Below are 13,974 nucleotides of genomic sequence, written 5' to 3'. Positions count from 1 at the left end.
ACATCAAAGATACGTAACAGTTATGCAAAATACGAACCAAAAAGCTGCGCAATTGAACTTTCATCTCATTTCTGTTCAGATACTTCTCTTTCCTGTTGCGTACCTGCAGATATTCTTGCTTGAGCTACCAAAGTTCTGATTTCACTATTGGCATTCGTCATTTGTTTGACTGCTCGTTCGAGGGAGTTAGATTTCTGCTCGATCTGCTCGAATATATTCAGCAACGTTTGAACCAGATGCTTGTATCTGCCCGCTTCGTCTTGCTGCGTTGTGATGTGTCTTGCCTCCAAGTAATGAGCGACAGCAAAGATCTCTTTATGAGTGCACAAAAAGACATTCTGTTTTTTTGCAAAGGCTGCCAGTTCTGGTGCCATTTCTAACACCGCAGAGGGGACTACCATTATGCAACAATCAATTGTGTTGGGCTGGTTTTGATATTTCTTCACATTCTCAACTTCGCGCTGAATCTTTTGAATTATCTCTTTTTTCTTTTGCTCACGATCTTTTTGCTCTAAGGATTCCTCAAATTCTTGTAAGAGACTTGAGAGATCTGGCAGTTTCGAGTCTATGGGAATATACCTTCCATCGCCCAACTTCCAAGCAAACTCCACAACCATCGAGCCAATTGGAAGGTCTTTCACAACTGTACCGACCTTGATCGACTCACTCAGTGCCTCACTTAGGAGCATTTCACCCACTTGCCCACGACTTTTTGTGCCAGAGACCGTGTGTACAAAGCCTTCGATGATTCGTCTCATATCTTTCAGCTCTGCATCTCTTTTTCTTTCGATCTCTTCTCTTGTTTGTCCCTGTTGCAGGAGAAATCTCTCGATCGTGGCTTGTTGTTCGTCGGAAAAACGTTTCATCTGTTCAACCAGTTCTACAATTCTCTTTTCCTTCTCTTCGTCGATTTTCAAAGTCTTGTTTGACACTTCTTCGAAGATCTTTCTCATGTTTTCGACGAACTCTTCGAGCCTTCTGTCTCTTTCCAGGCTTAACTTTTTCTCGGCTTCCTTCATTTCCTCGTATCTCGCTTTGAGTTCGCTCACCAAATTTGAAAGTCCGCTCAGAGTTCCAAGTGATGAAGACAGAGCGCCTTGCTGTGAAACAAGGTAGTTGATCCTTTCGTTCAGATTTTTGATCGACTCATCAATGCTCGTTCGGTCACCGCGAAATCTCATAACACCCATGTAGTAACCAACAATTACGCCAACAAACAAGCCAGTCAGAAACAGCACAAGCACCTCGATTCCCCCTAACCTCTGTAATAACTTTGATTCTCTAAGAGTTGTTCAGCTGGAACATCTTTCAGCTCCTTTGCAGGAACTCCGGCGTATATCTTCCTTGGTGGGATCTCTTTTGTAACGACCGCGCCAGCTGCCACAAGTGCATCTTCACCGATTTCTACACCAGGTAGAATCGTCGCATTCGCACCTATTCTGGCACCTTTTCTGATCGTGGGACCTTTGAAATACCTTTTCCTTTCCTCAGTTCTGCCCAAGAAATTGTCGTTTGTGAAGGTGACCTCTGGGGCGACGAAGCAATAATCTTCTATTGTAGAGAGAGCCGTTATGTATGCCTCGGTTTCTATCTTGACATACCTTCCTATGGTTGTCTTGTTCTCAATGGTTACACCTCTTCCTATGACGGTGTATTCACCCACAGTTACGTCTTCTCTTATGCTCGCCAAGTCTCCGACGAAAACGTAATCTTTCAAAACAGCACCGCGGTAGATCACACAGTTGGCACCTACTGTCACATTTGTTGCGATGATCAAAGCTGGCAATTCTCTCTTTTCAGTTGTAGCAGAGATAGCAGCTTTGAAAGGTTCTTTACCCAGAACAGTGTTGTCACCAATCACACAACCTTCTTTTATAACTGTATCTCTTCTTATCACTACGTTGTGACCGATCGAGACATTGTCTGCTATAGTTACACCGTCTTCAACAATCACGTTATAACCAAATTTCACATTGGAACCAACCTTCGCCTTTTTAGAAATATACATCCTTTCACCTCCCGATGAAGATCTTAACATTAAGTGAGCTTTCGAATCTTTCTGACCTACCTTTGCCAATCAAACGACCTTGTAAGATTTGAGAGATTCCAGAACCTGCGTGCATAGCATCTCATCGATATTAGAAACTCAGAAGGTGAAAACTAACTGTGTGATTTGCATGAGTACAGTTTACAGAGTCATCAGGTACGTTCTCCATTGAAAATATCATTAGTTACTGTGCCGAGCAAAGAAATTCAAATTTGCAAGAGTATCGAGGAATTTGTTATACTTAGTATTACAGATCAAGTTACACTCAAGAAGTGGGGAACTTCTTTCTCCCACACCGCAAAGTCAAGCTGAGGATCTGGCGACAAGAATCAAAACTTTGGTAACATCTTCTTCCGAACGAACCTATGGCGACCTGCGCAAGATCATCTATGTGAGATCGAGCGATGTGAATGACTCTGACGTTGAGGAATTGGTAGAAGACTCTGTTTTTGCTCTTCTTCCTTTTGTGCCGGCCGGAACGCCAACACAAATCACAGTAGCTGGTGTGACCGAGCCGAAACAATGGATCATAACTGACAAACCAAGTTTTGTGGACAAGATCTATTCAGTCACTTATGTCTGTACCACAGCAGATAGTACAAAAACAGTTGTAGATCTTCCAATGATAACTATAACAGGTACAACAACTTCATATCTTTTAACAGTTTACATTGAAGGAACCGACGATGCAACTAATGTAGATACATATCCTCATATATCATTTGGTCCGTGAATACAAAATTCTGACAAAACAAGAGCAGTCCGACAAGGACTGCTCTTGTGTTTAACTGAGTTAGCAGGTTTAATGTAGTCATCCTATGTGCATTTATAGATTAACTTGCTGTCATATCTTGAGGATTTTCTGCTCAACTTGGTAGACACCATATCTTTCTCGAAGCGGCGACAGATCGTTTTGTTGCTGTGCTAAAATACCTCTGTGAGAAGGGGGGACAGTACATGAGAAGACTGGTACCAATTTTGCTGTTGATGGCTTCAACTGTTTTTTGCTGGTCTGCTCACGAGGTTTTGACTTACCTTGTAGTAAAAGATTTTTTACCCAACGCAGAGAAGCTGATCCAGATAACACCGTACACATACCAAGAGAATCGTGTTTATAATACTGATTATCTAAGGCTTGAAGATTACTGTGGAGAGTTCATCCAGCAGTTTGTACCAAAGACAGCGACCTTTTACCCACCAGATCCTGAACCTATCGATAACAAAGTTTATCTGTGGCAAGTTCTGACGATTTATTCAGTTGAACCTGATCTTGGCATGGACGAAGGACTGAATCTTTCACCGCTTCAATCGATCATTGGAAACAGCCAAGGCGTTAGACACATGAAGTACAGATTGTTGTTCTTAGATTTCTTTGAAGGCAGTGATAGTTTTCGTTATTTCGTAAAGATGTCAAGAGAAGCCTTCAAAAAGGGTGATGAGTACTGGGGCTATAGGTTCTTAGCAAGGGCATTGCATCACCTTGAAGATCTCTCGATGCCCTTTCACAACACGCCGGGTACTTTTTTTGACACAATGAAGGCGCTCTTTGACAAGCAGACGGCGACATACTTATCCAATCTTCACTATTCCTATGACGACTACTTGGCTTATCTGCTCTACAATGCAGATGAAGACATTGTGAAAGCCATCGCCAGCGCCCAGCCAAAGGACAGCAGACACATCAGGCAACTCATTCAAAGGGTGAGATTACTCGGGCTGAACAACGTTGGTATTGTGTCAAAGATCTTCAACGAAAGTTTTTCACAAGAACTACAGACTCGTACAGTTGGCTTTGAAGATTTCAAAGCAAAAGAATCACAACTGAACGAGCTGAAGAAGGTAACGATCCAAATTATTGCAGAATTTTCTTCGCTCGCAAGAGCTTTCTTGATGGATTTCCTAAAAGAGGTAGGACAACTGTGATTCTGATTGTGTACACCCCGCAAAAATATAATTAATCTTTATGGAGGTGTACTTGTGAGAAGGCATCTTTTTCTTGCCCTGATACTTATTTGTGCTGCGGTTTTTGCTTCAACGACGATCGTTGTTCACTACCACAGGTTCGACGGCAAATACGATGGATGGAATCTTTGGATATGGCCCGTTGAACCTATCGGTCAAGAAGGTAAGGCTTATAATTTCACTGAGAGCGACGATTTTGGCTTAAAGGCTTTTATCACCATACCTATGGATCTCACAAAGGTTGGTATAATCGTGAGGCTGAGAGAGTGGGAGGAAAAGGATGTGGCAAAAGACAGATTTGTAGAGATAAAAGACGGCAGGGCTGAAGTATGGATTCTGCAAAATGTTGAAGAGATATACACCAGCAAACCCGACACAAGTCCAAGAATCTTCTTTGCAAAGTTGACAGATTTTTCAACCATAGAAGTCTACGCGACCAACGCCATAGATTTGAACGCACATCTTGACAAAGTAACAGTCACTCTTGATGAAAAACCCTTACCAGTGAGTGCTCTACAAAAAGCCGACCCAACGGACATAACGAGGACCAATTACTTCAGAGTGAAACTTTCAGAACCTCTGAGAGAAGAAGATCTTTCAAAAGATATCTTTTTGCAGATAGAAGGTTTCAAGAAATCAAGGGTCTACGCTGTAGAAGTCCTTGACCAGCTGTATTACGATGGTCCTTTGGGGGCGTTGTACACGAAAGAACACACAGAGTTTTACGTTTGGACACCTGTGAGCAGGTCTGTCAAAGTGTTGTTGTACCAGAGAAGCGAACAAGGTGAGCCAGATGTCGTTCTCGAAATGAAAAGAAGGGAAAGAGGCGTTTGGTATGCAAAGATCGATCAAGACTTGGAAGGATGGTTTTACAAATACCAGTATGAAAACTACGGCAAGATCAGAGAAGGAGTAGATCCATACGCAAAAGCACTATCTTTGCAAGGCAAACTTGGTGCCATTGTCGATATGAAACAAACAAATCCTGAGAATTGGCAAGAGGACAGTTATGTTAAGCTCGAATCTTACGTAGATGCGATAATCTACGAAATACACATCGCAGATATGACGGGTTCTCAGACGAGTAACGTGAAAGACAAATCATCTTACCTTGGCTTGATCGAGGAAGGCACGACAGGCCCAAACGGTGTCACAACGGGGCTTGAACACATAAAAGAACTTGGTGTCACACATGTGCACATTCTCCCAATATATGATTTCTACACAGGCGATGAACTGAAAAGAGATTTTGAAAAACAGTACAACTGGGGTTACGATCCATACCACTACATGGTGCCAGAAGGTTGTTACAGCCTCGATCCAAAAGCCCCAAAGACGAGGATATTTGAAGTGAAAAAGATGGTCCAGACCTTCCACAAGAACAACATTGGAGTGATCATAGATGTCGTCTTTCCACACACCTATGGTGTTGGAGAACTCTCTGTTTTTGATCAAGCCGTCCCGTATTACTATTACAGAATTGGTAGAATGGGACAGCATTTGAACGAAAGTGGTTGTGGAAACACAACAAACAGCGAAAGACTGATGATGCGAAGATACATTCTCGATGCTGTTGTTCACTGGGTGAGGGAATATCATGTGGACGGCTTCAGGTTTGACCAGATGGGCTTGATAGACAGAGAAACGATGTTGTTGGTCGAAAAAACCTTGAGGCAGATCAATCCAAATGTGATAATCTACGGAGAACCTTGGGGAGGGTGGGGTGTGCAACCAAGGTTTGGTAAGGCACAGCTGCTCGATGTGAGAATAGCTGTTTTCAATGACGGTATAAGAGATGCTATTAGAGGCTCAGTCTTCGATGCAAAAGCAAAGGGCTTTGTCATGGGTGCAGTTGCAAGAGAAACGAGAATTAAAAGAGGTGTGGTTGGCAGCATCAACTACGACAACAAATTGATCGTTGATTTTGCACACAGTCCAGAGCAGACCATAAATTACGCTGCATGCCACGACAATCATACACTTTGGGACAAAAATCTCTTGGCAGCAAAGTCGGACAAAAGAGAGTGGAGCGAAGAGGAATTAAAATCAGCGCAGAAGCTTGCGGCGGCGATATTACTCACATCCCAAGGTGTGCCGTTCTTCCACGCAGGGCAAGACTTTTGCAGAACGAAGCAGTTCAACGAGAATTCATACAATGCACCTCTCTCAATAAACGCTCTTGATTACGAAAGAAAGGCGCAGTTCATCGATGTTTTCAACTATCACAAAGGGCTGATAAAACTGAGAAAGGAACACCCTGCTTTCAGACTCAAAACGGCAGATGAAATAAGAAAACATATAAGCTTCCTCGACTCACCGAAGAAGACCGTCGCATTCGTGATAACTGATCACGCCAACAACGATCCTTGGAAAGAGATCTTGGTGATATACAACGGAGATATCAAAGCACAAGAGATCACCTTGCCTGACGGAGAGTGGAATGTCGTCGTTGACAAAGAAAGAGCAGGAACAGAAACTCTTTACAAAATAACCGGAACGATAAATGTCCCTGCAATATCAGCGATGGTGATGTACAAGAATACCCATTAGATCTTTGGCAAGTCACGTGAAGGCATCTGATTTTTCAATTTTCAGTAAAGTAATCTTGGTACTCTCCTAAACGGGAGAGAGTATTTTGGTAGAAAATATCGTTTTCGATCTTGGACGTGTTTTGATACAATGGGATCCATATGGCTACATGTTGAAGGTCTTCGGCGAGCCAGTTGCCACCTTTTTGAATAAGAATGTCTTTGAAACAAAAGAATGGAACTTGCTCGACAAAGGTGAAATCGAAGAAGAGCAGCTGTGGCAAATGATGGTTGAGAGATTTCCTCATTATGCTGAATACATCGAGCATATGAAAGAGAATGTTCTGCGGCTGCTCTTGCCCATAGAAGAAAACATAAGATTTCTTCCTCAGTTGAAGGCGATGGGTTACAAGCTCTACGTGCTTTCCAACTTTGGGAAGAACGGCTTTAATTACATTCACAAGACTTATGATTTTTTCAAGTACTTCAACGGCATGGTGATCTCTTCTCACGTGAACCAGATCAAACCAGATCCTCAGATATTCACCACTTTGATAGATAAATACAACGTAGAGCCAACAAAGACTCTATTTATAGATGACAAAGCCGAAAATATTCGAACTGCTCAAGAACTTGGTTTCAAAGTCATTCATCTTGAAGATAACTCAAACCTGAAAGATCAGCTCGAAAGACTGCTTGGAAAGAAGTTCTCATGCTGAGATGAAAATCTTTTAAAGCACTTTGATATATCTTTGTCTTTTCAACAAATGTTGCAAAGTTTGTCAGAAACTCACCAGCTTTGGCGTCACTATTTGTGAAAAGCGTGTGTCGAAGGCTGGTGAGAGAATGAAAGATTTCCTTGAAAGATTAGGTTGGCAACATATCAGAACCTTAGAAATTCCTCCAAGGGGTGCTGAATATCTTCCTGTAGATAAAGTACCTGTGAGTTCACCGACAAGAAGACTTCTGAAAGGATTTCCAAATGGGTTATACGTTCACCAACTCTTGGCTCTGGAGGAATACTTGAGCGGTAAAAATCTGTGCATCTCGACAGCAACAGCATCAGGCAAGACTTTGATCTTTCACGCTGCAGCCTGTGAGGAGTTTTCAAAATATCCGAACTGTAAAGTTCTGGTGATCTACCCTCTGAAGGCTTTGATAGCTCAACAATTTGAAAGATGGCAAAAGGCTTTAGGAGAAGCGGAATGCGAAGCAAAGATCAGCATCTTGACAGGTGATACTGATATGGAAGACCGCTTAAGGATACTGGTTCAGTCAAACATCGTGCTTATGACACCAGATGTAATTCATTCTTGGCTGATGTACAAGATTGGTGACTCAGCAGTTAAGTGCTTCCTTTCGAAACTAAAACTCTTGATAGTAGATGAAGTCCACACGTACACCGGTGTCTTTGGAAGCAACGCCGCCTTTCTTTTTAGAAGACTGTTCCACGCAACCTCCTGCTACGGTTCCTCTTACAAAATAATCGCTGCATCGGCAACGATATCCAATCCGAACGAACACCTTCACCAGCTTTTTGGTTGTGATTTTGCAGTAGTAGATGAAGCTCTCAACACGTCTCCTCGCAACCTTTTGAGGATACACTTTGTGGATCATCCAGAAGGTGCAAAGATCGACGTATTGAAAACTCTTCTCGAAAATATCTTGCACAGAACGCAGGAATCTTTCATGATGTTCGTCGACAGCAGGAAACAAGTTGAACTGCTGGCTACATCGGTCAATCGAGGTAAAGAAAATGAGGTCACTGAGAGTGATAATCCTTATGACGATTTCTTTGAACCTTTCAGGAAGTATGATATATTGCCATTTCGCTCTGGCTATGAAGAGGAAGATAGAAAATCGATACAAGACCGCCTTGAAAGAGGTACACTCAGAGGTGTCATATGTACCAGCGCCATGGAACTGGGATTGGATATTCCACATGTGAGTCTGGGTATACTTGTTGGTGTACCCAAATCGTCTACAAGCTTTTTGCAGAGAATTGGCAGAATAGGACGCAAAAAAGATGGAACGATCATTGTCATCAAGACATCAAGTCCAAACGACAATTTAGTTTTTCTTGAACCTGAAAGAATTCTGCATTTGCCACCTGTCGAAACAACATTGTACCTTCAGAACCATAGATTGCAGTACGTACATGCCCTATGCCTTGCAAGATCTGGAGGTGAGTACGACCAGATCTGCGAAAGATTGGGACAAGACCCAGAGCCATTCAGCTCACCCATCAACTGGCCCAGCGGCTTCCTTGAATTGTGTAAGCGAGAAAGGGAAGGAGACATTTCAGGAGAACTTGGACTTATGAAGGCTGAGTCTCAAGACGATCCAAACCACTACTACCCTTTGAGAGACATTGGTATTCAGTTTGAAATGTCGCTCAAAGTGGCTGGTGATGAGATTCCAAGAGGTCAAATCTCGTACGATCAACTCATGCGTGAAGCCTATCCAGGAGCAGTGTACTATTACGCCACACAGCCTTACAGAGTTTGTTATGTAGATCTGAGAAATCATAAAGTGATACTCAAGAAAGAAAGATACTACACTACTAAACCAATATCTCTACCAAGCGTTGCATTTCCGAACTTTTCAAGACCCATTCAGGTTTTGAAAAGAGGAAATATGATTCTGGCAGAAGTAGAACTGCAGATCAAAACCATCATTCAGGGGTTTACTGAAAAACGTGGTCCAAGCGAAATAAGAAGGACGTATCCCATCAAAGAAGACAAAATAACATTTCATCAATCGAGTTTCACGAGATTCTTTTTTACCACTGGTGTGTTGATCTACCATCCCTCTTTCTGCAATGCCCATATTCAAGAACTGGCACAGTTGATCCATTCGGCTTTCCACACTTGCACTGGTCTTGAAGTGAATGACACGAACTTTACAACAGGAAAAACTCGACAACCCAACGGTGTCTTTCCCGATAAAGAGACACGCTATGTTGTGATATATGATGAAACCTATGGAAGTCTCAGAATCACCTCAAAGTTGCTTGAAGACGATGTAATAATCAACGTACTCGAGGATGCCATAAAGCTGTGTGGAAAAAGCCTACAAGATGAGAGAGAAAAAGGCGAAGTTCTTAAAGTTCTAAGATCAACGATTGAAGATGCCAAAAGTCCACCGCAGTTGGTCAATGTGAAGATCGAAGAAGAAACTTTTAAACCCAGCGAAAATTGTGTAAAAATCATCAAACCTGGATCGATAGGAATCAGAATCATCGATAACCAAGAGGTGAAGATCAAAAGGGTCTTCTACTCGACGAAGGGGCTGATGTATGAGATAGAGCCTCTCGATTCTGATAGAACTCCTCTTAAGATCTCTGCAGAATATGTTCAACCATTAGAAGGTGAGTCTATCACAGCGTACTATGATCTGGAAAACGGAAACGTGGTGGAGATGCCTTAGTAATCTTCATTTTCTTTTCTCTCGAACTTGAGACTCTCTTTCTCAATTTCCACTATACTCTTTCATTTTGGATTTTCCTCACATCACAACTTTTTGTCGAATAATTGTTTTGGTGCAATATTGCATTCTGTGCTATGTTGCGTTCAACTTTTCCAACTGAGAAACCTGTTGTTGACATTTTGCTTCTTTTCGCTGTATAATTTTGTTAAAGATATCAGTATTTGAACAAAGAATGACACCGTTTGTGACACAAGAATTGATCTGATTGAAATACTGGCAAAGAGTTTTCGCAAGAATCATTTCAGAACCAGTCTGATGGAATGGAGCTTAAAATGGAAGAAGTCAGGTGCCCTAAGTGTGGCTCTCCGATGGTATTGCGTGTAGCAAAAAGAGGTCCGAATGCCGGGGGAATGTTCTACGGGTGTTCCCGTTATCCAGATTGCACGGCAACTGTGCCTTATGTGCCGTCACTGAAGGAAACAACTTCGAATGAGAAAGGTTCCACAACATCAGAATCTTCGTTTCCTCGCAATTTGCTTGCCAGAGAGAGGTTTGCTGGGTATCAGGCTCGATTTCTTGAATCTGTGGCAGTCCCTGTAGGTTTACTCGATGAAATCACCTCAGAAGATCTTGATGACTTAGACAAGGAAATCTTGACGGCTTTCTGCCAATGGAGGATTGATTTTCCATCCAAGGATGATCGATCTCCATTGGATGGTAAGAAAAGACAGATCATATCGGTCTTGGAAAAGATCTTGACCAGAGGACGAATCACTTTACTGTCTCCCCAGCTGGAAGCGGAGTTTGAAAAACTCTTTGATGTGCAAGGGGCAGAAATTTCTTTCTCATCGGTCAAAGATTCTCTGATTCAGAGTTATAGAAAAGTGGCGGGATCTTTTTGGTTTGACAGCAAAGAGGAGAAGATATTCTACTATGAGATCTTGCCAAGAGTTCTTGGGGAAAACTTTGATCAATTTGTGCTGCCCCAAGTCGATCTTTCGAGCCTCATACCCTTTGAACCAGACACAGATCTGCCATTGTACGGAAGGGTTGATTTTGCCATATTCGCTCCTTGGTTGGAAGAAAAGATCGTTGTTGAAATCGACGGAGAACAGCACAAGAATCAGATTGTATCAGACAGGGAACGAGACAATCTCTTGAACACACATGGCTATAAAGTTGTTCGAATCACTGCGCAAGAGATACGCCAAAGAGCTGGCAGCAAACTGTCGTTGTTGAGCTCAGAACTTTCGAGGGTTAAAAGTGCAGTCTCAGAAAACTCATCAGCCGTGCCTCAGAAGTTCGTCAAGTTTACAAACGCTGTCAAAATCGCTCATCAAATTCAAGTGGTTCTTGCACAAGCTCTTCAATCTGGCTTCCTTGAATTCGACGAGAACGTTTCATGGCAGATCATCGCCGATTTGGATGAACTGGGTCTATTCGATAAAGAAGAAGCTTTGGCAATACTGAAAAAGACCGTAGCTGACTTCGAAGAGTTATTACAGCGACTCAGCGATCTTTACTCTTTTAGTTTCAAAATACAGAATTCTGTGTGCGAGCTGCTTTTTGAATTTTCTGGCAGGAAGTGTACAAATGTACTTTGTATCTCTTTCTCAAACAAGAGCTCAGCCGAGATACCAACGTTTTTCGTGCAAAACATCTATGTGCCATTTCACATAGCAAATTCCTCATTGTCGGTTGCCCCAGTGATTGGAGGATTGAAGGAAATCAAAGAGGAAGATTTGCAGTATTTTCTAAGATATCTGTTTCGTAAGACTCACTTTTGGGAAGGACAGTACGAAGGCGTTTTGCGCGTACTTAGGGGCAAAGATGTCTTACTCTTGCTCCCCACCGGTGGTGGAAAGTCGTTGGTGTACCAACTTGCATCGATGCTCTTGCCAGGTAGGACAGTGGTAATCGACCCGCTCATTTCCCTAATGGAAGATCAAATAGACAATCTGACGAAGATGGGTATCGACCGCTGCATCGCCATTACAAGTCAGATCACAGATCCAAAAGATAGATCGAGAGCAATGCAACTGTTTGGTCAAGGTGAATATCTTTTTGCGTACATTGCTCCGGAACGATTTCAAACCACTGAATTCAGAGAATCACTACGTACGCTCACCGTACACACTCCTATCTCTTTGATAGTTGTAGATGAAACTCACTGTGTCTCTGAGTGGGGTCATGATTTTAGAACTGCGTACCTCAACATTGGAAGGGTGAGCCGCGAGTACTGTGAATCACAGGGTCATGTCCCACCAATGGTTGCATTGACAGGAACCGCTTCACGAGCCGTTTTGAAAGACATTCAGCGAGAGTTACAGATAGAGGACTTCGATGCCATTATCACACCAAAGACCTTTGACAGAAAGGAATTGAAGTTTCAGATAGTCTATTCGAAGTCTCAAGAAAAGCTCGCAAGGCTCAAGGGCTGTTTTGACCAACTGCCAAGCCTTTTCAACAGTTCCTTTTCTTCTTTCTATCAACCAAGAGGCAATGATACCTATTCAGGTCTCGTCTTTTGTCCTCATGTTGGTGGCGATTTTGGGATCACAAAAGTGAAGGAAGAGATCGACAAAGAATTGCGTATCCCAAATGACATCTACAGCGGAAAAGAACCTAAGTTTTGGGGCACAGACCAATACCGATCTCACAAACGTCGTGCCACAAAGCTCTTCAAAAGAAACAAGATACCACTCTTGGTGTGTACAAAGGCATTTGGGATGGGAATAGATAAGCCAAATATTCGATACACCATTCATTTCGGCTTGCCAGCATCGATAGAGTCCTTCTATCAAGAGGCTGGGCGTGCCGGAAGAGACAGAAGGACTGCTCATTGTTGCATAGTCGTTTCTGTTGATGATCCTGAGCGAGCGAAGAAGCTGCTAAATCCCAACACGAAAATAGAGGAAATCGAGCAAATCATCAGAGATCTGAGGATGGAAGACAGTGATGATATAACAAGGATTTTCTACTTCCACATAAACACATTTCGTGGAATTGATAGAGAAAAGGAAGATATCAAGCAGGTTCTTTCCAAGATTCCAGACACATCAGCGAGAGGTAATGTAACCATCGGTGCTACCGAATGTTTTGGCGAAAATGAAGATAACGATCGCTCAGTAAGAGAGATTACAGAAAAGGCATTGCATCGACTCCTTGTCATCGGGGTGATTTCCGATTACACAGTAAACTACGCACGTGACGAGTTCACCGTGGCGGTATCAGGTGCGACCAAGGAGGAAATCATAGAGGCGTACGGCAGATATGTTGCAAGTTATCTCTACAGCAGGAAACAGGTTGAAGTAGAGAAAGCATCGAGATTTCTTTCACTTCCTCATAAGCAGTTTGTTTTAGAAATGGTCAACCTTCTACTTCATTTCATCTACGATGTTATCGAGCGAGGAAGGCGCCGGGCTTTTTATGAAATGGTGCTCGCATGCTCCGACTCTCCAACTGATGAGATCTTCCGCCAGCGAATCTTGCGATACTTAGAATCAACTGAGTACTCGGAAACATTGGAAGAAGTGATCAACGATTACAGAACAGGTTTGGAAAAGTGCAAAGATCTCTTTGGAATGGTCTGTTCACCGAACGAAGCTGCTGAACTAAGAGGTCAAGTTTCTCGTTATCTTGAAAGTTATCCAGATCATCCAGCATTGCTTATGTTACGCGCCCTCTCTGAGATCTTCTGTAAGGACAAAAGCTTAGAGGTAACAGAGCAGAACTTCATCGCGTCGATTTTTTCGGCTTTGGAAAACTACGGTCTGAGCGGGGAAGTCGTTTATGAATTTTCGGCATGGGCACTCTCAATTATCGCAACTCGAGATAGCGACTTTGCAAAAACCCTTGTTGTTGAACTTCTCCAAAAACGACCTGAACGTTCACTGGCAAGGAAGCTTGTCGAAGCCTTACCTGATGAACTTTCTGAAATACCAGCATGGTTCCTGCTGGCAAAACTTCAAAAAAGTTGCGAAATTCTGATAACGAAAGGGGAATGAA

The 13,974-nt window shown here is 42.7% G+C and carries 8 protein-coding genes; 6 read left to right on the top strand and 2 right to left on the bottom strand.

The genetic code is table 11. The annotated features are described in order from the left end of the window. Positions 1-65 precede the first annotated feature (65 nt). Together rmuC and ACSFC1_RS04140 are read right to left on the bottom strand one after the other, a co-directional pair. Complete coding sequence (gene rmuC / locus ACSFC1_RS04145) at positions 66-1,244, bottom strand: DNA recombination protein RmuC (protein WP_435564860.1); 1,179 nt, start codon at positions 1,242-1,244, stop codon at positions 66-68. Positions 1,245-1,255: 11 nt separating this feature from the next. Further along, positions 1,256-2,008 carry a DapH/DapD/GlmU-related protein gene (locus ACSFC1_RS04140; RefSeq protein WP_435564859.1) on the bottom strand — a complete coding sequence of 251 codons (753 nt, stop codon included), beginning with the start codon at positions 2,006-2,008 and terminating at the stop codon, positions 1,256-1,258. Positions 2,009-2,279: 271 nt separating this feature from the next. Here ACSFC1_RS04140 and ACSFC1_RS04135 point away from each other — a divergent pair, with 271 nt between their 5' ends. The 6 genes from ACSFC1_RS04135 (at position 2,280) to ACSFC1_RS04110 (ending at position 13,973) form a co-directional block, all read left to right on the top strand. Further along, positions 2,280-2,780, top strand: a complete 501-nt coding sequence (locus ACSFC1_RS04135) for a hypothetical protein (RefSeq protein ID WP_435564858.1) — start codon at positions 2,280-2,282, stop codon at positions 2,778-2,780. A gap of 224 nt (positions 2,781-3,004) precedes the next feature. Then, positions 3,005-3,970 carry a hypothetical protein gene (locus tag ACSFC1_RS04130; RefSeq protein ID WP_435564857.1) on the top strand — a complete coding sequence of 322 codons (966 nt, stop codon included), beginning with the start codon at positions 3,005-3,007 and terminating at the stop codon, positions 3,968-3,970. A gap of 54 nt (positions 3,971-4,024) precedes the next feature. Then, on the top strand, positions 4,025-6,559 hold the full coding sequence (gene pulA, locus ACSFC1_RS04125) for a type I pullulanase (RefSeq protein WP_435564856.1): 2,535 nt from the start codon (positions 4,025-4,027) through the stop codon (positions 6,557-6,559). 85 nt (positions 6,560-6,644) lie between these two features. Further along, on the top strand, positions 6,645-7,256 hold the full coding sequence (locus tag ACSFC1_RS04120; protein WP_435564855.1) for an HAD family hydrolase: 612 nt from the start codon (positions 6,645-6,647) through the stop codon (positions 7,254-7,256). A 127-nt stretch (positions 7,257-7,383) separates the two neighbouring features. Next, positions 7,384-9,966: a DEAD/DEAH box helicase gene (locus ACSFC1_RS04115; protein ID WP_435564854.1), complete on the top strand. Its 2,583-nt coding sequence runs from the start codon at positions 7,384-7,386 to the stop codon at positions 9,964-9,966. A gap of 320 nt (positions 9,967-10,286) precedes the next feature. Then, positions 10,287-13,973 carry a RecQ family ATP-dependent DNA helicase gene (locus ACSFC1_RS04110; RefSeq protein ID WP_435564853.1) on the top strand — a complete coding sequence of 1,229 codons (3,687 nt, stop codon included), beginning with the start codon at positions 10,287-10,289 and terminating at the stop codon, positions 13,971-13,973. The last annotated feature ends 1 nt before the right edge of the window (position 13,974 follow it).

The organism is Pseudothermotoga sp. U03pept (genome assembly GCF_051235805.1).
Taxonomy (GTDB): Bacteria; Thermotogota; Thermotogae; order Thermotogales; family DSM-5069; genus Pseudothermotoga_B.
Note: the sequence above shows the minus strand (reverse complement) of the source record. Positions and strands in the feature narration are given on the sequence as shown.